Annotated in this window: 16 protein-coding genes; 7 read left to right on the top strand and 9 right to left on the bottom strand. The window is 60.8% G+C overall.

Annotated elements, in window-relative coordinates:
* Positions 1–68: 68 nt before the first annotated feature.
* The 3 genes from AC5YUO_RS11385 to AC5YUO_RS11395 all read right to left on the bottom strand — a co-directional run bounded on the left by AC5YUO_RS11385 (position 69) and on the right by AC5YUO_RS11395 (position 4,093).
* The gene (locus AC5YUO_RS11385) at positions 69–782 is read right to left on the bottom strand and encodes a substrate-binding periplasmic protein (RefSeq protein WP_496153374.1); all 714 of its coding nucleotides are present in this window, start codon (positions 780–782) and stop codon (positions 69–71) included.
* Between the two features lie 17 nt (positions 783–799).
* On the bottom strand, positions 800–3,187 hold the full coding sequence (locus AC5YUO_RS11390; RefSeq protein WP_496153375.1) for an EAL domain-containing protein: 2,388 nt from the start codon (positions 3,185–3,187) through the stop codon (positions 800–802).
* A gap of 297 nt (positions 3,188–3,484) precedes the next feature.
* Entirely contained in the window at positions 3,485–4,093 is a 609-nt protein-coding gene (locus AC5YUO_RS11395) for a 50S ribosomal protein L25/general stress protein Ctc (RefSeq protein WP_400813181.1), read from the bottom strand.
* Positions 4,094–4,398: 305 nt separating this feature from the next.
* Between AC5YUO_RS11395 and AC5YUO_RS11400 the strand changes: the two genes are divergently transcribed.
* The 3 genes from AC5YUO_RS11400 (at position 4,399) to adh (ending at position 9,238) form a co-directional block, all read left to right on the top strand.
* The gene (locus tag AC5YUO_RS11400) at positions 4,399–6,483 is read left to right on the top strand and encodes a putative bifunctional diguanylate cyclase/phosphodiesterase (RefSeq protein ID WP_496154851.1); all 2,085 of its coding nucleotides are present in this window, start codon (positions 4,399–4,401) and stop codon (positions 6,481–6,483) included.
* A gap of 105 nt (positions 6,484–6,588) precedes the next feature.
* Positions 6,589–7,548: a helix-turn-helix domain-containing protein gene (locus AC5YUO_RS11405; protein ID WP_496154852.1), complete on the top strand. Its 960-nt coding sequence runs from the start codon at positions 6,589–6,591 to the stop codon at positions 7,546–7,548.
* Positions 7,549–7,720: 172 nt separating this feature from the next.
* Positions 7,721–9,238 (top strand): aldehyde dehydrogenase, encoded by a 1,518-nt coding sequence (gene adh / locus AC5YUO_RS11410; RefSeq protein WP_496153376.1) that lies wholly within the window; start codon positions 7,721–7,723, stop codon positions 9,236–9,238.
* A gap of 132 nt (positions 9,239–9,370) precedes the next feature.
* Here the strand turns inward: adh and AC5YUO_RS11415 are convergent, their stop codons facing one another.
* Complete coding sequence (locus tag AC5YUO_RS11415; RefSeq protein ID WP_496153377.1) at positions 9,371–11,635, bottom strand: methyl-accepting chemotaxis protein; 2,265 nt, start codon at positions 11,633–11,635, stop codon at positions 9,371–9,373.
* Positions 11,636–11,824: 189 nt separating this feature from the next.
* On the opposite strand from AC5YUO_RS11415, the gene AC5YUO_RS11420 reads away from it, so the two are divergent.
* The 4 genes from AC5YUO_RS11420 to AC5YUO_RS11435 are packed head-to-tail and all read left to right on the top strand — an operon-like array spanning position 11,825 to position 15,293.
* Positions 11,825–12,664, top strand: a complete 840-nt coding sequence (locus AC5YUO_RS11420; RefSeq protein WP_496153378.1) for a glycosyltransferase family 2 protein — start codon at positions 11,825–11,827, stop codon at positions 12,662–12,664.
* 20 nt (positions 12,665–12,684) lie between these two features.
* Positions 12,685–12,972 carry a lipid-A-disaccharide synthase N-terminal domain-containing protein gene (locus AC5YUO_RS11425; protein WP_496154853.1) on the top strand — a complete coding sequence of 96 codons (288 nt, stop codon included), beginning with the start codon at positions 12,685–12,687 and terminating at the stop codon, positions 12,970–12,972.
* Positions 12,947–14,455 (top strand): ArnT family glycosyltransferase, encoded by a 1,509-nt coding sequence (locus AC5YUO_RS11430; protein WP_496153379.1) that lies wholly within the window; start codon positions 12,947–12,949, stop codon positions 14,453–14,455. Before AC5YUO_RS11425 ends, AC5YUO_RS11430 begins: the two co-directional genes overlap by 26 nt.
* Positions 14,445–15,293, top strand: coding sequence for a phosphatase PAP2 family protein (locus AC5YUO_RS11435; protein ID WP_496153380.1), 849 nt, complete (start codon positions 14,445–14,447; stop codon positions 15,291–15,293). Before AC5YUO_RS11430 ends, AC5YUO_RS11435 begins: the two co-directional genes overlap by 11 nt.
* 250 nt (positions 15,294–15,543) lie before the next feature.
* Here the strand turns inward: AC5YUO_RS11435 and AC5YUO_RS11440 are convergent, their stop codons facing one another.
* The 5 genes from AC5YUO_RS11440 to AC5YUO_RS11460 form a co-directional block, all read right to left on the bottom strand.
* A complete protein-coding gene (locus AC5YUO_RS11440) occupies positions 15,544–16,476 on the bottom strand; it encodes a ribose-phosphate pyrophosphokinase (protein WP_003522877.1) in 933 nt (310 codons plus the stop codon).
* A gap of 220 nt (positions 16,477–16,696) precedes the next feature.
* On the bottom strand, positions 16,697–17,446 hold the full coding sequence (locus AC5YUO_RS11445) for a hypothetical protein (protein ID WP_496153381.1): 750 nt from the start codon (positions 17,444–17,446) through the stop codon (positions 16,697–16,699).
* A gap of 89 nt (positions 17,447–17,535) precedes the next feature.
* Positions 17,536–18,687, bottom strand: a complete 1,152-nt coding sequence (locus AC5YUO_RS11450) for a M24 family metallopeptidase (RefSeq protein WP_496153382.1) — start codon at positions 18,685–18,687, stop codon at positions 17,536–17,538.
* 1 nt (position 18,688) lies between these two features.
* Complete coding sequence (pgeF, locus tag AC5YUO_RS11455) at positions 18,689–19,483, bottom strand: peptidoglycan editing factor PgeF (protein ID WP_496153383.1); 795 nt, start codon at positions 19,481–19,483, stop codon at positions 18,689–18,691.
* 150 nt (positions 19,484–19,633) lie between these two features.
* Positions 19,634–20,734: a class I SAM-dependent methyltransferase gene (locus AC5YUO_RS11460; protein ID WP_496153384.1), complete on the bottom strand. Its 1,101-nt coding sequence runs from the start codon at positions 20,732–20,734 to the stop codon at positions 19,634–19,636.
* Positions 20,735–20,741 lie beyond the last annotated feature (7 nt).

Raw genomic sequence — 20,741 nt, forward strand, 5'->3', positions numbered from 1 at the left:
CCCCGAAATCCGCCGGCTGTCAATCTTTTTATGGATTTAGGGCTTTTTATGGGGTTCTGGATGGGCGCTCAGGGGCTGACGAGGTTGTAGCGGTCGAATATCCGCTGCTGCGTTCCATCGGCGATCAGCCTGTCCAGCCGTGCCTGTAATTTCGCGATGAGCTCGTCGGGGACGCTTTTGTTGCAGGCAAGGCCAAGCTGTTGCCGCGTGAGCGTTATCACTTCCCTGAACGTGTCGGCGGGCAGGCTTTTGAAGGTGCTTTCAGACATGGGCATCAGGTCGATGCGACCGGCTTCCAGCTTGTGAAGGGTGATCTCGAAATCCGCGCCGACATCCACCTGCGGGAAGCCGAGCTTTTCCAGCAGCGCTTCGGTGTAATCTCCCCGCTGGGTTCCCACCCGATATTTCCTGGCCTCCTCCAGGCTGGGGGCTTCGATATCTGCCTCGCGGCGGGCCACGAGGACGTTGCGGTCTATATGGATCGGCGTGACCCATTTGAACTGTTTTTCCCGCTCCGGCGTTCTCGCTGCGGCGAAGACGCAGTGCATGGCCTGTGTTCTGGCCAGTGCGATGGCCCGCGCCCAGGGCATGACGGCGACCTCGTAACTGGTGCCGGTATCCTCAAGCACGGTCTTGAGTTGGTCGAAATAGACACCCCGCACACTGCCGTCGCTGGCCTGCAGATTGTAGGGCGGGTAGACCTCGGTGGTCAGGAAGAGCTTGGCGGCGCTGGCCGGAGCGGCAAGAGCAAGAAAGATCAGGCAAAAGCGGATCAATCCCATGGCTGCCTCCTGCCGGTTTACGCTTGCCGCGCAGCGGCGCGGTTTTGCCCGGACGCCGTGTCGAGTGAGGTGATCAGCCTTTCGACCGGCTGCGGCCGGGCGAAGAAATAACCCTGCCCGAAATCCGCGCCTATGTCAGTCAGAAGCGCCTTCTGTTCTTCCGTCTCGACGCCTTCGGCAATGACGGCGCAGTTCATCTTGTGCGAGATGGCCGCGATGCCTTCGACCAGCATGCGGTTGCGCTGCCTGATGTCCATCCGGTCGTCGCAGATCGAGCGGGTGAAGGACTGGTCGATCTTGACGATATCGACCGGGAAACGGCTGAGATAGCTGAGCGAGGAATAACCCGTGCCGAAATCATCCAGCGCGATGCGGCAGCCGAGCTGATGGATGGCATTGAGGATCGCCCGGATTTGCGGATCGTCCTTCATGATAACGGCTTCGGTGATCTCGATGACCAGCCGTCTGGGAAGAATGCCGTGGCGGTGCAGAACGCCGGCGATACGCGTCGGCAATCCCGGTTCGAATTGCAGCGGCGAAAAATTCACCGCCACGTAGGTCTGCTCCATGCCGGGCAGGCGCGACAGTCTGGCGAGATTGGCAATCGACTGATCGAGAATGACATTGCCGATGCGGTGAATGGTGCCGTTTTCCTCCGCAAGGTTGACGATCGCGGCCGGGGAAAGCAGGCCCTTGTCCGGGTGGTTGAGGCGTAGCAGCGCCTCGAAACCCGCCGTCTGGCCGGTGGAGAGGTCTTGAATCGGCTGGAAATAAGCTTCAAACCAGTCCTCTGAAAGCGCCTGCGCGATATCCCGCTCAAGTTCCGCATGCTCGCGCGCCCGGTCCATGATCGAGCTGTCGAAGACCTGCGAGCCGTTTTTACCCGTCCTTTTGCGGGAATACATCGCCATGTCGGCATTCTGCAAAAGCTCGGAGGCGCTGGAGGCGTGCAGGGGATAAACGGCCATGCCGATGCTGGCGCTCAAGCGGATGCTGTTGCTTTCGATCTCGAAAGGCGTGTCCAGCATGGTGCAGATGCGCTCGCAGAACTGCAGGGCGCGCTCTTCCACCTTGTCGCCGGCCAGAAGAATGGCGAATTCATCGCCGCCGAGCCGCGATGCGCTGTCCAGCGGCGTCAGCAGCGGCTCGAGCTTCAGCGTGAATTGTTTGAGAACGGCGTCGCCCGCCGCATGGCCGAGATTGTCGTTGATCGCCTTGAACCGGTCGAGGTCGATGAACAGGCAGGCCAGTTCGCTGCCGTTGCGGTCCGCATCACGGATCTGCAGGTCGAGAATGGCCTCGAAGCCCTGACGGTTGAAAAGGCCGGTCAGATGGTCGGAAATGGCCTGCTGGCGGTTGCGCTTTTCCGACTGGCGCAGTTCGGTTACATCGGTCATGACGCAGAGGCATGTGCTCTGATGTGCCGCATCGCCGGAATCAAGAGCCTTTTCGAGGATGAGGGCGTCCATGACGCTGCCATCCTTGCAATGGAAACGCACGGTGATGCCGCTATGTGGAACATCGGGCAGGGGGTGCGCCGTCCTGCGCTGCTGGAACAGCAGCCTGTCATCGGGATGGATGAGGTCGGCGAAATTCAGGCCGAGTATCCGGGTGCGGTCGTAACCGGTTGCCTGCACCCAATAGTCACTGACGGCGGCGATGCGGTCGTGCCGGTCGAGCGAGAACAGCATGGCGGGCGTCCGGTTGTAGATTTCCGTCTTTCGCTCGTGCGCATTCTTGATCTCCAGCTCTTCCTTTTCGAGCTGGGTCTGCATTTCGTTGAAGCTTTTCGCCAGCCGGCCGATTTCGTCCTTCGAGCGCCAGTCGACGTGGTGGCGCGAGCCGAGACGCCGCGTTGCCTCGATGGCGGCCGCGAGCCGCATCAGCGGGCGGATGACCATGAAGCGGTTGCCGGCGATGGCGGCAAGAACGATGGTGAGGACGGCGAGGATGAAAATCGTGATGAAAGCCAGTTCGGTGCGGCTCAGAGACGTCAGAAGACTGACATTGTCGTAATAGAGAGTGAGCTGTCCGACGGTGACCGGCCCCTTGGTGGTCTTGTAGACCACCTCGCGTGTTGTCGAGGCGGCATCCTGAATAATGTCGCTGCCGGCGGTCTGGACGACATCGAGCTGGCCGGATGTATCCTTGACCTCGACCATGCGGATCATGGGATCGGAAACAAGTGTTCCGGTAATCTGGTTTATGGTGTCGTCATCAAGATCCCACAGGGGGCGGGCCAGCGCCTGCGTATTCGTCGACAGCAGAATTTCGATATGGTTACGCTGGCCGCGGATAGCCTCGTTATAGGAAAGCGTCAGCAAAAGCGTGAAGAGCGGGGCGACCACTGTAAGAAGTGCGCCGGAAACAATCGCGATAAAGCGACTTTCGACGGAATGAGCCATGTTCGATTGCAGCTACCCTTTGCCCCAGACTTGCTGCGCCGCCGTTTCGTCCGTCCCGCGAGGTTTTGCGAAGATTTTCGGCAAAAGCCTGTTTTCCCACGCATTGCCTCAGCCGACGGTGTTCCATGACAGCGCCAGGGTATCGTTTCATGGAAGTGTTAATCGACACTGAAACGGGTTCCGTATCAGGTGAGGATGGCAAGCTTTCTGGTTTTAAAGTTCATAAAAACTAAAAGGCCCGTTCCGAAAACGGAACGGGCCTCATTCTTCAAAGCTATCCGGCCTTGCGGCCGCCGATTATTCCTCGGAAGCTTCTTCAGCCGTTTCTTCTGCAACGCCGCCAGCCGGAGCGACGATCGTTGCGATCGTGAAGTCACGGTCGGCGATGACAGGCGTGATGTTCTTCGGCAGCTTCACATTCGAAATGTGAACGTTGTCGCCGATCTTCAGGCCAGCGAGATCAACCGTGATGAATTCCGGAATGTCGTTGGCCGGGCAGTGGAATTCCACCGTGTGGCGAACGATGTTCAGAACGCCGCCGATCTTGATGTCCGACTTTTCTTCGTTGACGAAGTGAACCGGAACTTCGACGTTGACGAGCGTGTTGCCCGAAACGCGCAGGAAGTCGACGTGCATGGTGAAGTCGCGGACCGGATCAAGCTGGTAGTCCTTCGGCAGAACCTTGATCTTCTTGCCGTCGACGTCGATGATCGCAACCGTCGTCATGAAACCGCCGGCGTGGATACGCTTGGTGACTTCATTGGTCGAGAGCGCGATGGAAATGGGGGCCTGCTTGTCACCATAGATGACAGCGGGAATCAAACCGTTGCGGCGAAGTTCACGAGAGGACCCCTTACCAACTCGTTCGCGCGCCTCGGCCTTGAGCTCATACGATTCTTTGCTCATGGCAATTCCTTTCGAGGTTATATGGAGAGTTCATGCCGAACAAAGCGGCCTGAACCGGAGAGGCCAAAGGCCATCCCGCCCGCGTTGCCTCCAAGGGTGTCTACACGGGTGCGGGCGCTATAATACAAACGGAAGCCAAAGACAAGAGCGGCCCTGTTTTCAGGGGTGCCGCTCTATAATTTAATTAGTATTCACTAATTCACTCGCTTGTTGCAACTTTTAATATATGCTTATCCATGCACATAAACCCGGTGAAAACTTGGCGAATGATAAGGCTACGCAAAATTCCAATTGCGTAGATGACAATGCTCAAAGTTCTCCAGTGCCTCACCATCGATCACGATTATCGATACACCGTCGCAGCGGTCTTCGTCTGCATGCTGGGTAGTTTCGTTTCGATGCGCCTTTTTTCGAAAGCACGTCTGGCGACGGGGGTGCAGAAGGTCAACTGGCTGTTTCTGGCGGGCGTCAATGGCGGGGCGGCGATATGGACCACCCATTTCGTGGCGATGCTGGGCTATGTGGCGGCGGGTGATGTGGGTTACGATCCCTATCTGACCGGGCTGTCGCTTCTGATCGCCATTACCACGACGACTGCCGGTTTCGGCATTTCCGCCTATGGCGGGCGCAGCGTGCTGGTGGAAGCCGGCGGGATCATCCTCGGCCTCGGCATCGCGGCCATGCATTACACCGGCATGGCGGCCTATAATGTTCAGGGCATGATTTTCTGGGATCAGGCCTATGTCATCGCCTCACTGATATTGGGGGCGGTGCTGGGCGCCATTGCGATCAATCGCATTGCCCGACCTCTCAACCGTTTCTGCCAATATAGCGCGGTGGGGTTCCTCATCCTGGCCATTGCCTCGATGCATTATACCGGCATGGCCTCGATGTCCTTCGCCTTCGACCCACGCGTCGTCATTCCCGAAAATCTGCTGCCGCCGGCCATCATGGGCGGAGGCGCCATTGCCGTGACGCTTCTGCTTCTGGCGCTCGGGCTTTCCACCTATGTCATCGATGCCCAGTCCACGCAGCAGGCGGTTGCCCGCTATCGCCATCTTTCGCTGCACGATCCGCTGACGGGCATTCCCAACCGGGCGGCATTCATCGAACATCTCAACCGCCGCACGCGCCATGTCTCGCTGGGCGCGCATACGGCGCTTCTGTCCATCGATCTTGACCGCTTCAAGGAAATCAATGACGTGCATGGCCATGCGGCGGGTGACGCCGTGCTGCGCGCCATCGCCGACCGCGCGAGTTCCGTGCTGAAGGCCGGGGAGTTCCTGGCGCGCATGGGTGGCGATGAATTCGTGGCGATGACCCATTCCTATTACACCCGCGCCGACGGTGCGGAGTTCGCCCAGCGGTTGATCGAGCAGATCAGCAAGCCGGTGGAATGGAACGGACAGACATTTTCGGTTGGCGCAAGTGTCGGCATATCGGTTCGCAATACCGGCTCCATCGATGCCGATACGCTGATGGCCCAGGCGGATGTCGCCATGTACCGGGCAAAAAGCGGCACTTCGGACACCATATGCTTTTACGACAAATCCATGGATGAGGCCGCGCGTGAGCGCAATGTGCTTGCCGTCGCCATGCGCAGCGGCCTCGCCAATAACGAGTTCGAGCTTTATTACCAGCAACAGAACGACACCAGAAGCGGCAGCATCGTCGGTTTCGAAGCGCTTTTGCGCTGGAACCATCCGGAACGCGGCATGGTCTCCCCGTCCGAATTCATTCCGATCGCCGAACAGACCGGCTTCATCGTCGAACTGGGCGAATGGGTTCTGAGAGAAGCCTGCGCGCAGGCGGCTCAGTGGAAAAAATCGCTCGCCATCGCCGTAAACGTCGCGCCGCAGCAGCTTGCGGATAATGATTTCCCCGAAAAGGTCGAGAAAATCCTCGCCGAGACAGGGCTTGCGCCGGAAAGGCTCGAGCTGGAAATCACCGAAGGTAGCATCATCGCCGACCATCGCCACGCGCTCCTCACCATCCGCAAACTCAAGGCGCTTGGCGTCAAGATCGCCATGGACGATTACGGCACGGGTTATTCCTCGCTTTCGACACTGCAGAGTTTCCCCTTCGACAAGATCAAGATCGACCGCGCCTTCATCGATGGCCTGTCGACCAATGTGCAGTCGGAGGCGATCGTGCGTTCGACACTCATTCTGGCGCACAGCCTCAATATTCCGGTGCTGGCGGAAGGGGTCGAGACGAAGGCCCATGTCGAATTCCTGCGGCGTGAAGGCTGCCTGCAGGTGCAGGGCTTCTTTTTCGGCAAGCCCGGCCCGCTGACCTCCATCGCCAATCTCGTGGACGATACGTTCCTCTCGGCCGAGGATGAAACGGACGTGACCGCCGGCCGGCGTTATTTCAAAGCGGCCCGATAGTCTGCTGTTGCCCGCTGCTGCGCCCGGCAATGCCGGTCGCGAAGTTTTTTGTTGAAACATGACCGCTTCCAGCGCACCATCGCCGAAAAGCTTTGGGAGGAGCGTATGCCGACAGACATCGCCCATGCGGAACGCGTGTATGAAACCGCGCGCCATCGTTCCGCCGCAGCAAGTTCTCCGATTGTCGCCTCCTGGCGTCGCTGCATGGTCAAACATCATCTTGCACCGGAGGAAAATCGCAAGCCGATCTTTCTCAGCGAATATGAATTCCGCCGCGCCCGTGAAAGTGCGGCCGGCCTGATTGCCGAAAGCACGGATGAACTCGACCGTATTTTCCAAAGTGTCGGTAAATCCGGCTGCTGCCTGCTCTTGACCGACGCGCAGGGCGTTGCGCTGGAGCGGCGCGGCGCCTCGGGCGATGATCGTGATTTCCGGGCGCTCGGCCTCTGGTCCGGGGCTGTCTGGAGCGAAGAGAGCGTGGGCACCAACGGCATCGGCACGGCATTGGTGGACGAGCGCTCGGTGGTGGTCTATCGCGACCAGCATTTCTTCACGTCGAATACCGAACTCTGCTGCACCACGGCCCCCATCCGCGACCATACCGGCCGGGTGACGGGCGCACTCGATATTTCCACCTGCCGCGACGACATCAACGAGATGACCTTCTCCTTCGTCACCCAAGCGGTGAAGGATGCGGCGCAGCGCATCGAGGGCAATCTTTTCCGCCGTGCCTTTCCGGGTGCGCGCATCGTTGTCGTGCCGAGCGGTTTTGGCGCGGCGCTTGCGCTGCTGGCTGTCGATCAGGACGATCTGGTGCTGGGTGCGACCCGCGCCGCACGCCTTGCGCTGAAACTGGACGATGCCCGGATCGCGCAGGGACTGCCCGCCGCCGATATTCTTCAGGAACAGCGCCACGATGGCGGTTCCGACCTTGCGGAAGCGGAACGTTCGGCGCTGCGGCGCGTGTTGTCGCGCACCAACGGCAATGTCACGCAGGCAGCTTCGCTGCTCGGCATCAGCCGCGCCACGCTTCACCGCAAGATGAAGAAATTCGACGTGCATTGAGGTTTACGCGGTGCGATCCGGCCAATCATGCCGGATCGACGCGCCTTTGTCGCAGATGTGAGACAATGTGCGCTGCGGAACCGCGCCGCCCCTCTACCGGACCGCGCCATCTAGGCCCACCTTCCTCCCATGCGATCCGCTGCGGATCGTTTTCATCAGGGAGGATGAAATCATGAACATTCAGGTTCAGCAGAAAGCGGGCGAAGCGCCCTTCAAGCTGAAATACGGCAATTACATTGGCGGCAAATGGGTGGAGCCGAAATCCGGCCGCTACATGGACAATCTCTCTCCGGTCACCGGCCACAAGATTTGCGGAGTGCCGCGCTCGGATGCATCCGACATCGAGTTCGCGCTGGATGCCGCCCACAAGGCTCGCGACAAATGGGGCAAGACGAGCGTTACCGAGCGCTCCAACATCCTGCTCAAGATTGCCCAGCGCATCGAAGACAATCTCGATCTCATCGCCCGGGCCGAAACCTGGGATAATGGCAAGCCGCTGCGCGAGACCACCAATGCGGATATTCCGCTCGCCATCGACCATTTCCGTTATTTCGCGGGCTGCATCCGCGCCCAGGAAGGCACGATCGGTGAAATCGACAACGATACCGTCGCCTATCACTTCCATGAGCCGCTCGGCGTCGTCGGCCAGATCATTCCGTGGAACTTCCCGATCCTCATGGCCGCCTGGAAACTGGCACCCGCGCTTGCCGCCGGCAATTGCGTGGTGCTGAAGCCGGCGGAACAGACGCCTGCCTCCATTCTCATCGTGATGGAACTGATCGAAGATCTTCTGCCGCCCGGCGTCCTCAACATCGTCAACGGCACGGGCCTTGAAGCCGGCAAGCCCTTGGCGCAGAGCAACCGCATCGCCAAGATCGCCTTTACCGGTTCCACCTCGGTCGGCAAGGAAATCATGCGTTATGCGGCCGACAACGTCACCAACATCACGCTGGAACTGGGCGGCAAGTCGCCGAACATCTTCTTTGCCGACGTGATGAACGAAGACGATGCCTTCCTCGACAAGGCGCTTGAAGGTTTCGCCTTCTTCGCGCTGAACCAGGGTGAGGTCTGCACATGCCCCTCGCGTGCGCTGGTGCATGAATCGATCTATGACCGCTTCATGGAAAAGGCGATCAAGCGGGTTCAGGCCATCAGCCAGGACGATCCGCTTAATCCGTCGACCATGCTGGGCGCGCAGGCCTCGCAGGAACAGTTCGACAAGATCATGAGCTATCTCGCCATCGGCAAGAAGGAAGGCGCCAAGGTTCTGACCGGCGGTGACCGCAAGACGCTGACGGGCGACCTGAAGGACGGTTATTACATCCAGCCGACCGTCTTTGAGGGCAACAACAAGATGCGGATTTTCCAGGAGGAAATCTTTGGTCCTGTCGTTTCCGTCACCACCTTCAAGACGGTGGAAGAGGCGCTCGAAATCGCCAATGACACGGTTTACGGATTGGGTGCCGGCGTCTGGAGCCGCGATACCAATATCGCCTATCGCGCCGGTCGTGGTATCGAGGCGGGCCGCGTGTGGACCAATTGCTACCACGTCTATCCGGCGGGTGCGGCCTTTGGCGGTTACAAGCAGTCGGGCATCGGTCGCGAGACCCACAAGATGATGCTCGACCACTACCAGCAGACCAAGAACCTGCTCGTTTCCTACAGCCCGAACAAGGTTGGTTTCTTCTGAGGTCCTCCCCGGAAGCCGGCGAGGGGCTGTGGTGCCAGATCGCCGGCGTGTTCCCAGGGGCTTTGGCCCCTGGGAGCCCGGCTTCAAACAGAAAGGCCGGAGGTTTTGCCTCCGGCCTTTTTTCGTTGCGGTTTATGCCGCGTAACGCTGTTCCCGTTGGCGGGCGCCGCCGACGGAGAATTGCCCCACCTGTTCAGTCAGGCCGTCCGCCTCGCTGGACAGCGAGAAGGCTGCCGCCGTCGTTTCCTCCACCATGGCCGCATTCTGCTGCGTTACATGGTCGAGTTCGTTGACGGAGGCATTGATCTCGCTGAGGCGGCCGGACTGTTCGCGCGATGCGGTGGCGATTTCGCCGATCTGGTCGTTGACCGACTGGATGCGTTTCTGGATCTGCTCGAGGCTTTCACCGGTCTTCAGCACCAGCGCCACACCGCTTTCCACGTCGCCCGCCGAGGTGGCGATCAGCGTCGTGATGTCCCGGGCGGCGGCTGCCGATTTCTGGGCGAGTTCGCGAACTTCCTGCGCCACCACGGCAAAACCCTTGCCGGCCTCGCCGGCGCGCGCGGCTTCCACACCGGCATTCAGCGCCAGAAGATTGGTCTGGAAGGCGATCTGGTCGATGACGTCGATGATCTGGCGGATCTTGGCCGACGAGGTCTCGATGCGTTCCATCGCCACGATCGCGTCTTTCACGACGGCCGTGGACTTGTGGGCGTCCTGCATCGTGCCCGCCGTCGCCTCGACGGCGACATTGCAGCGCGACAGCGAGAGATTGACGGCCTGTGTCATGTCTCCCAGCGCCGCTGCCGCTTCCTCGAGGGCTGCGGCCTGGCGTTCGGTGCGCCGCGACAGGTCTTCCGATGCGCTTTTCAGCTCGCCGGAGCCGGAACGGATGGCATTGGCGCTTTCGCCGATGTTGGAGATCGTCGCTTCCAGCCCCGCCATGGAGTTGTTGAAGTCGATGCGCAGATGATCGAGCGACGGCACGAAGGATTTTTCGATGCGGAGATCGAGCCTGCCGGCCGCCAGATTGGCAAGGCCGGTGGCAAGTGCATCGACAGCTTCTTCCAGTTCCTTCGCGCTTCTTGCCTTTTCCATCTCCCGCTGGGCGCGTTCTTCGTCCAGCTCTTCGCTCTTGCGATGGGATTCGGCTTCCATGCGCTGCTTGTCCAGAATGCCCTGACGGAAGGATTCCAGTGCGCGTGCCATGGTGCCGATCTCGTCGCCACGGGAAACGGCTTTGATCTCTATGTTGTTTTCGCCGCCGTTCAGGCGTTCCATCAGCCCGGCAAGGCCGGTCAGCGGCTTGGTGAGGCTCGCGGAAACGAAAATGCCGATCAGCGTCATGATCGCAAGGACGGCCAGTGTCGCAAGCGTCGCCCAGAAGGCGAGATCGTTGGCGGCGGCGAGAACCTTGCTCTCCTGCTGACCGATGGCCAGAAGATGTTTCTGTCCGAAGACCGAGACCGGGCGATAGGCATAGAAGATGTTGCCCGCGGGCGTCTGCGCCATCACCGTTCCGGCGGTATTTGCGCTAGAAAGAGCCGCGAGGCTTTCGGAAACGGCGGCATCCGCGCCGCCCGAAAGAACGCCGGCCCGGCGTTTGCCGTCGGCGTTCAGAAGAACGGCGTCATCGATGGTCTTGCCGGTTTCCTCAGGCGTCACCACGGCACCGACGCGATCGGCGGCGACGCGCATGATGACGGCGCCCTTGCGCTGGAGCTGGCCCCAGTTGGAGACGGCGAGCGGCATGCCGATCATGGCCGAATCATCGGCGCCGCCGCTGAAGCCGGTGGTGCTGACGACGCCGTCCTTGCCGGCTTCGATGCGCTCGAACAGTTCCTTGATCGCTGCGTTCTGCGGTTCCGTCACGCTGGTCAGGAAGTTCTTCCCCTTGGTGACGGTGTAGATAATGAGGCCGGTCTTGTCGATCACATAGATGTCGCTGACCCGGGTGTTGCGCCAGACGCTGGCGATGGTGGAGTTGATGGTGGCGTGGCGGATGGCATAAAGCAGCCGCAACCCTTCGCCGTTGAAGGAGGCGCGCTCCTCCTCGGAGACGCCCTCGCGACGAAACGCCTGGATGATCGCGTCCTTTTCCGTCGGCACCACATTGGTCATGGTTTCCAGCGCCTGGGCGATCGCGGCATTTTGCGACAGCTCGGAAATGCTCTGTTCGACACGCAAAGTATAGGCATCAAGCTGTTTGGACTGGTTGCTTGCAACCGTTTCGAGCCTGATTTTGCTGGCATCGATCAGGCCCGATTTGCCCATCTCGTAGGACAACAACCCCACGGACAGGCATGAAACCAGCGTCGCGCCCGTGACGAGCGCTGCGAATTTGGCCTTGATCGACAATGATTTAGCTTTGACAGCAGTCGGATTTGCACCCGGCATCCTGTTTCCTCCCCCCAAAAAACGTTGCCGCAGCGTCGCAACAATTGTTTACGGTCGCGTTAAAAGCCCTGCGAATGGTACGATTATTTCCCGCATACCGTGAGAAAATTGCCGGCCGCCACTGACACGTTTCCCGTAATAAAACTGCAACAGAACGGGCGCATATCGGGTGAAGTTCAACGGCTGTTCATGTTCATGCAAGCTTTTCGCGCTCCTTCTCTCGCCACTATCAATGATGTCTGCGGACTGAATGCGGACGGATACGACGGAGCCAGCGTGAGACCGAGGCCGGATTTCGCCGTTGTCGTGCCCATGCACAATGAGCAAGCGAGTGTGGAAACGCTCGTGGCTGAGATCGTTGCCGCCTGCCAGCCGGTCGGCGCCTTTGAGATCGTGGTCGTGGACGATGCATCGTCCGACGGCACGGTCGATGCGGTGCTTGCGCTTGGCGATCGTTATCCGATGCTGCGGCTCGTCCGGCACGACCGCCAGGGCGGCCAGTCGGCGGCGATCCACAGCGGTGTGCAGGCGGCGCGTGCGCCGGTCATCTGCATGCTTGACGGAGACGGGCAGAACCCGCCGGACAATCTGCCGGCCCTTCTTGCGCCGCTTCTCTCCGCCAATGCGCCGAGCCGGCTTGGCCTCGTGGCCGGCCAGCGCGTCGGCCGGCGTGATACGCTTGGAAAACGCCTTTCCTCCCGCTTCGCCAACGGGCTTCGGGCGCGGATCTTGAAGGACGGCACGCGCGATACCGGCTGTGGCCTCAAGGCCTTCCGCCGCGACGCCTATCTCGCCTTGCCCTATTTCGATCACCACCACCGCTATTTCCCGGCGCTGTTCAATCGCGACGGCTGGCAGGTCGCCCATGTCGACGTCACGCACCGGGCGCGGCTGCACGGAAATTCCCACTACACCAATATCGGCCGCGCGCTTGTCGGCATCCACGATCTGATCGGCGTCGCCTGGCTGCTGCGCCGGCGCAAGCGGTCAAGCTGGGCTGAAACTTTCAAAACGGAGACATTGCCGTGAATGCACCGGCTTTATGGTCCATGCTGCATGTGAACAGCTGGAAGGAATTTCTGTGGGTCTGCACCGGCTTCATGGGCCAGATACTGTTTACCATGCGTTTTCTGGTTCAATGGATTTCCTCGGAACGGGCCAACCGCTCGGTCATTCCGGTGGCCTTCTGGTATTTTTCCGTTCTCGGCGGTCTGGTGCTGCTGTCCTATGCCATCTGGCGGCGTGATCCGGTCTTTATTCTGGGACAGGCCTCCGGCCTGTTCATCTATGCCCGAAATCTCTGGTTGATCCATGCAGAACGCCGCCAGCATGCATGACGCGGCGGCCCTGCCTTATGCGCAGGCAAGCGATGAGCGCCGATGGCTGACATTCGCGTTTTCAGCGATCGTCCTCGTGACGGCGCTGCGCGTCCTTGGGCTCGCCTTCAACCGCACCGACCTCTTCGTCGATGAGGCGCAATATTGGCTATGGGGCAGGGAAATGGCGCTCGGCGCCTATTCCAAGCCGCCCCTGATCGGCTGGCTTATCCGCGCGGCAACCATTCTGGGCGGCGGCGAAGGGACTTTTCAGGTGCGGCTGGCCGCACCCGTGGTGCATGGCGTTGCGGCGGCGGCCATCCTTGCGCTCGGCCGCATGATCTATGATATCAGGCTGGCATCCCTGGCCGCTCTTATCTATCTGACCTTGCCGGCCGTGACGCTCGGCAGCCTGCTGATCTCGACCGATACGCCGATGATGCTGTTCATCGTGCTGTCGATGATCTGCGTGCGGAAGCTTGCGCTGGCCCGCAGCGAGGGCAGGGCGGCGTATGGCTGGAGCATCGCCCTCGGTCTGTGCTTCGGCCTCGGGCTGATGTCGAAATATGCGATGATCTATTTTCTGCCTTGCTTCATCGCCGCCGGCTGGCTTTGCGAGGCATGGCGCATCCGGCTGCGTGATGCGGCGATTGCTGCACTCGTCTGCGCTGCCGTCATCGCCCCCAATCTGTGGTGGAACGCTGCGCATGACTTCATGACCGCGCGCCATACGGCTGACAATGCCAACTGGCATGGCGTGCAGCTGAAGATCGGTTCGGCGCTGGAGTTCTTTTTCTCGCAGGCGGGCGTGGTCGGGCCCTTCGTTTTTGTCGGCATGATCGTCGCAACCATCCGTGCGAAGACTGCTGAAACCCGGGCGCTGGTCGCCCTTTCAGTGCCCATCGTTCTCCTGATCACCGCGCAGGGCCTGATGTCGCGGGCGCTCGCCAACTGGGCGGTCGGCGCCTATGCGGCCGGCGTGCTTCTGGCGGTGCCGGTCCTGGCGTCGCGGCGCTGGCTCATTGTGTCCACTCTTGTGCTCGGCGGCATCGTGGCCGTCGCGCTGCCGCTGATGACCATTGCCGGAACGCAATTGCGTCTGCCGAAAGGTGAACTGGCGATGGCGCGATATCTCGGGCGCGCCGAGCTGGTGTCGACCGGCCTGTTACGGGCGCGCGAGGCGGGCGCGGACGCCATCGTCGCTACCGATCGTTCGATACTCGCCGAGCTTTTTTATCAGCTCCGGGATGAGAAGCAGGTAATGACGCGCGCATTGCCCGAAACCGGCGTGCCGTCCAGCCACTATGCGCTTCTTTATCCGCTGAAACCCGGCGAGGCGAAAAATCCGCTGTTTCTGGCGAGTGCGGATGGCCTGCCGGCCTGCCTTGCCGGCGAGGCACCGGTCGTGCGCTGGACCGCCGGGCCGGGTTTTCTCGAGGGCCGGGAAATCGGCCTCTGGAGCCTGCTGCCGCGATGCATGCCGGAGGGCAGCAATGGACAATGATCTTTCGCATATGCGGATCACGATCTGGGTGACGCTCGCCACTTTGGCGCTCGTCATCCTGTTCGCCACCTTTCCGTCCATCGATCTCGGCTTCTCCGCCCTGTTTTTCTCGCCCGTCGAGCAGCCATGGTCCGGTCGTGAGCCGTTTCCCGAATGGCTGCGGGATACGCTGCGCGAAGGCACGGAGCTTGCCACCCTTCTGGCTTTCGTGATCCTCGTCGGCAATCTTCGGCTGGGCACTCTGCAGCGAACCGGCTGGCGGGTCTGGGCCTTCCTGTGCGGGCCGGTGATCCTCTGTGCCGGGCTTCTCGTCAATGGTGTGCTGAAAGCGACTATCGGTCGCGCGCGCCCGTTCAGCGTCACCGAATTCGGCGGGCAGCAGCTTTTCACGCCGCCTTTCCAGTATAGTGCGCAATGTTATTCGAACTGTTCGTTTTCCTCCGGCGAAACCGCGCTGATCGCCAGTTTCTTCCTGCCGCTCTGTGTGCTCGTCTGGCCCCGGCTGCAACGGCGTGGACGGTTGGTGATGGGAAGTATTGCCGCCGGCATGATCGTCCTCATGTCCGGTTTGCGCATCGCGGCCGGCGGGCATTTCCTCAGCGATGTGGTGATGTCCATTCTGTTTTCCGCCCTCACGACCCTGTTTCTCTACCGGGCGCTGGTGATCGGGCGTCATCGCCATCTGTTTACCGGCGATGCGGTCACAGCCGATGCGGTCAGCATATGGCGTAATGGTCGCCATGCCGTCCTGACCCGGGTTCGGCGCTGGTGGCCGAAAATCAAGGCTGCAGCTTCTCGTCTGCAACGGCCGCCGGATGCGGGTGCGGCATCGTCTTGAGAGGAACTTCCGAGTTCGCGTCAATGAGGTGAATGGCGAAGCGCGCCAGATACTCTCGCGTCATCCTCGTGCTTGTCGCGAGGATTTGCGACCTATTTATTTTATTCAACGTGACTAGATCCTCGGCAAAGGGCCGAGGATAACGTCGAGGGAATCAGCGATTTCAAGGCGAACCGCCACCTGCCCGAAAATCTAAACCGGGCGGCAATTCGGCAAGGCCCAGAGTGATTGCCGAGATTTTCGCAGCTGCTCAGTCGAACAGGCCGGAAACCGACTGTTCCTGCGCGGTGCGGTTGATTGCCTCGCCGAGCAGGCCTGCGGTGCTGACCACGCGGATATTATGCGCGGACTGGACACCTGTGGTCGGCTGGATGCTGTCGGTGATGACGAGTTCTCGCAGCTTCGAGGAGGCGACACGGGCCACCGCGCCGCCGGAAAGCACACCGTGGGTGATATAGGCGGTAACGCTGGTGGCGCCCTTTTTCAGCAGCGCTTCGGCGGCGTTGCAGAGCGTGCCGCCGGAATCGACGATATCGTCGATGAGGATGCAGTCCTTGCCGGAGACATCGCCGATGACGTTCATGACTTCGGATTCGCCCGGACGGTCACGACGCTTGTCGACGATGGCCAGAAGACAGTCGAGACGCTTGGCAAGTGCACGGGCGCGGACCACGCCGCCGACGTCAGGCGAAACGACCATGACATTGTTGGTGTCGTAATGGTCCTTCACGTCGCGGGCGAGAATGGGCGCAGCGAAGAGATTGTCGGTGGGGATATCGAAGAAGCCCTGGATCTGGCCGGCATGGAGATCGAGGGTAAGAACGCGGTCGGCGCCGGCTTCGGTGATCAGATTGGCGACAAGCTTGGCGGAAATCGGGGTGCGGGGGCCGGCCTTGCGGTCCTGGCGGGCGTAACCGAAATAGGGAAGCACCGCGGTAATGCGCTTGGCCGAGGAACGGCGCATGGCGTCGATCATGATGAGAAGTTCCATCAGATGATCATTTGCCGGGAAGGAGGTGGACTGGACGATGAAAACGTCTTCGCCGCGCACGTTCTCGCTGATTTCTACGAATATTTCCTGGTCAGCAAACCGCTTTACAGTGGCATTTCCGAGAGGAACGTTAAGATACTTGCAGATCGCTTCGGCAAGGTGCCGGTTCGAATTGCCTGCGAAAACCTTCATTGCGGCCGCCTGTTTCCATGCCATCGCCTTGCGTCACGGGGCTCAATCCACCGTAACCAAGCGTCGTTCAAGGGGAGGAACATCCGGCTGAAAAGCCTTTGCCGGATACGCCTTGTTGCCATGCGCGCCTTAATAGCGCTGTTGCTTCCGATTGCAAGAGGACTCCGCGCTTTCGCAATGATTTTCGTGAAATCTCTGTGACTTCTCCCGTCGTTTCACCTCATCCCCGTTGAGATTGCTTCCATGACGAATAATCATTGAGCGTTTTTGCAGCGATATCCTGCATGACCCTGTCGGTCACCGCAGCCCATGGATCGCTGCCTTTTGCCGCCACCGTTTCCTGCCCCTGCAGGCGGTGAAGCCGCACGCCATTGGCGTCCAGAATGTCCCAGACGTAGACGACGTTGACCTTGCTGCCATCGGCGAAGGCGGAGAAATATCCCTTCAGGATATTTTCGGCGGAATTGTCGTTGGAGGCTCGAATGGTCAGCCCCTTCGCCCGCGCTTCGGCCCCGAGCTGGCGCGACAGCGGCGTGACCGCCTGAACCGGCGCTCCGATGATCGGCAGGAAGCGGATGGAGTTACCGGAGGCCGCGGGCGCAAGCGATGCCGTCTGCTGTGAGGGTGCGGGTTGAGCGGCAGCGGGGGGCTGGGCTGCGGTCTGGTTCTGGCGAAGCGGCTCGCCATACTGGCTGCCGTTGGACAGCGCCTGTGCCTGCGCCTGCAACGAGTTTTGCGGTGCATAGGCCGGAACGGATGTTGCGGTTGCCGGAGCGCCCGTGGGGGCGCGGTCGGCGGCGGCGGCCATCTGGTCGAGATCGCCCTGGGTCACGGGTGTCGATTGCGAGGTGTTATGGCCGACATCCACCTGCGGTGTCAGCGCTTCCGTCGTGTTGCAGCCTGACAGGGCGAGCACCAGCGCTGGAACGATGATGGCCGGAAAAAGGGGGGTGAACCCCGTCCGGCTCATGCGATTTTCCCTCTCATGTTCCGCTCCTTCTTGCCCAAGGTGGCGCAATGTAAGGGCGGTTTTCCCGCTCTGTCAAACCCGGCGGCGATTTAAGCTGTGAGAAGATCGAGGTTGTGGCTTGAGAGCGGCTCAGGCGCGCCGTCCGTGGTCAGATAGGTCTGGCCGAGCGTCATGGCCGTGCCGGAATCGGAATCCATCACGATCATATGCACGAAGAGCGTCATGTCGGCGGTGATCTCCTGCGGATTGCCGGCGTGGAACATCTGGTGCTCCATCCAGGATGGGGAGAAGCGCGCGCCCAGCGAATAACCGCAGGAGTTCAGCCGATGACGGGTCAATCCGCGTTCATCCATCACGCGGGCATGGACGTCGAAGACATCGCCGAAGGTCTTGCCGGGCCGCAGCACCTCCTCGATGGCGGTGAGGTTTTGCAGGCAGGCGCTGTAAAGCTCCTTCTGACGGAAATCCTGTTCGCCGATCACCACCGTGCGCATCATGGCGGCATGATAATGGGCGCTGACACCGGCCCATTCCAGCGTCAGCTGGTCCTTGGCGTCGAGCCTGCGGCGGCCGGCCTTGTAACGGCACAGCAGCGCATCAGCGCCGGAACCGATGATGAATTCATTGGCGGGATAATCGCCGCCGCCGGCCAGAACCGCTCCCTGCATTGCCGCGAGAATCGCGGCTTCGTCGGCGCCGGGCCTGATGAGCGGCAGCGCCGCATCCAGCGCCGCATCGGCCAGTTGGCCCGCCTTGCGGGCGCAGGCGATCTCGGCCGGGCTTTTGACGAGCCTGAGCGCGCTGACCAGATAGGAAGCGTCGCTCATCTGGCAGAAACTGGCGAGCTGGTTGTCCAGCAGGCGGGCGACACGGCCGGTCATTCCATGCGTGTCGTATTCGACGCCGATCTTTGCGCCGAGCAGGTCGAGATCGCTCAGCAGGTTCTTGAGATCGAGCGTCGGGTCGGCATTGGGCCGGTCGACCCAGATCAGGATATTCTCGATGATGGAAGTATTGCGGGCCTGGCGCAGATCCGCCGAGCGGGTCAGCAGCGTCATGGAGCCATCCGACTTGACCACCAGCGTCTGGAAGAAACAGTAGCCGAACGTGTCATAGCCGGTCAGCCAATACATGCTTTCCTGCGCGAAAAGCAGAAGGGCGTCCAGCTTCTCCTCAGCCATTTTCGCGAGCAGCCGCTCGCGGCGGGCATCGAATTCCGTAAGCTCGAAATGCAGGGCCATGTCAGTCCTCCAGAAGTGCGATTGCGGAAATCTGCCGGCCATAATCGGGTTCGGCGCGGTGGGTGGTGCGGCGGTAGGAATAGAAGCGATGTTCGTCGGGATAGGTGCAGAGGCCGAGATTTTCGGCTTTCACGCCGGCTTTCGTCAGCCGGTCTATGGTGAATTGCTTGAGGTCGAACAATGCGTGTCCTTGCTTTTCCGTTTCGGCGAAATAATCCGCATAGGCCGGATCGATATCGGTGAAGCGTGCCACATATTCCGGCCCGACCTCATAATTGCTCTGGCTGATGGAGGGGCCGAGCGAAGCGGCGATGCGCTCGCGGCTGGCGCCGAGCTTCGTCATGGTCTCGATGGTGTTTTCGAGCACGCCGAAGAGCGCGCCCTTCCAGCCGGCATGGGCCGCACCCACGACGCCCGCTTCCGCATCGGCAAACAGGATCGGGCCGCAATCGGCGCTGAGCACGCCAAGCACGAAACCCGGTGTCGCCGTTACCATGGCATCGGCCTGCGGGCGGCTGCCGTCATAGGTTGCATCGACGACGAGGACGTCGGGGGAATGGATTTGATGGACGGTGGCGAGGCGTTCCGTCGAGAGGCCGAACCATTGCGTCACGCGACGGCGGTTTTCCTGTACCCGTTCGGGCTCGTCATGCGAGCCGAGACCGACATTGAGGCCCTGATAAAGCCCCTCCGAGACGCCGCCCTGCCGGGTGAAAAAACCGTGACGGATGCGTTGTTTGCTATAGTCGGCGAGCAGGGGACTCTGGATGGGGAGCGGCAGCGTTGCGTTCTGCATGGTGCGGGAGTTCCTTGGAGAATATCGCTCTTGGCCAGTGAGGTACGGTTAGCGAGATGTTTCCGGTTGCCGCGGCGTTGCGCGGCGTGTGTGATGCAGTGTACCTGCTTCGTGTGTCGCGGCGATGTTGGCCCAGAGGTTATTGCGCTGTCAATCCACCGCGCGAAACGGCAAAAGATGAAGCGCGGGACTGGAAACGGCGATGACCTTGAAAAGTTCCCCCATCTTGCCGGCGCCTTCGCCGGCGAGGCGGTTCACCGCTTCGGCAATTTCCAGCGTCTGGTCGGGCGTGGCCTTGGCGGCAAGTGCGGCCGCACGCTCCTTGAGGCCGAGGCCATAGAGAAAGTCGCCCTGCCTCAGGGTGCCATTGACATGCACGCCGGTCGCTTCGGCCGTTTTGACGAGGCTTTCGAAATCGACATGGCTAGTGAGGTCGGCTTCGCCAGGATGCGCAAGCACCGGGTCGAAGGCGTGGTTGCGCATGGCCTGCAAAGTATCGCCATAGCTGCCGACCAGATGGCCGTAATCGATGGCGAGCGCCGTGCCGCCATGGGCAGAGAGGCGCTGGCAGATGGCGGTCATCACAGCTTCGCGGGCAGGCGAAATCTCGAATATGGCGCCAATCGGCTGCCGCTCCGGCTGCGGCGGCAGCAAGGCGGGGTCTATGCCGGCAAGCCCGGTCGAGAACACAAGTTCATCATTGGCATCGAGGCTGACGACCCTTTCGCGGAAACCCTGCGGTGTCCTGACGAATTGCCGGATCGGAATGGCGTCGAACAGCTCGTTGGCGACAAGCAGCAGGAAACCTTCCGGCACGTCGTCGAAACTGTCGTGCCAGGTCAGCCTGTCCGTATGTGCGGCCAGCGTTTCCTTCTGGATGGCGGAAAGGCGGGGGCTGGTTTCGACCATATGCACCCGCATCGTCTCGTAAAGCGGCGGTGCGATGCGGCGGATGACGCGCAGCATGTCCGACATCATGGTGCCGCGGCCGGGGCCGATTTCCACCAGCTGCGTTTCCATGGGGGCGCCGTGCCTTTGCCAGGCATGGACCACGAAAACGCCGAGCATTTCGCCGAAAAGCTGGCTGACTTCAGGCGCGGTGATGAAATCGCCCGAACGGCCGAAGGGCTCGCGGCTTCTGTAGTAACCGTGTTCCGGATCAGCGAGGCAGAGCGAGAAGAAGTCGGTAACGCTGAGCGGACCGTTGAGCCGGATAAGTGATTTGATGCGTTGCGCGAGCGGTGTCGTCATGGGCAAT

The organism is Agrobacterium sp. LEGMi-208b (assembly GCF_059511785.1).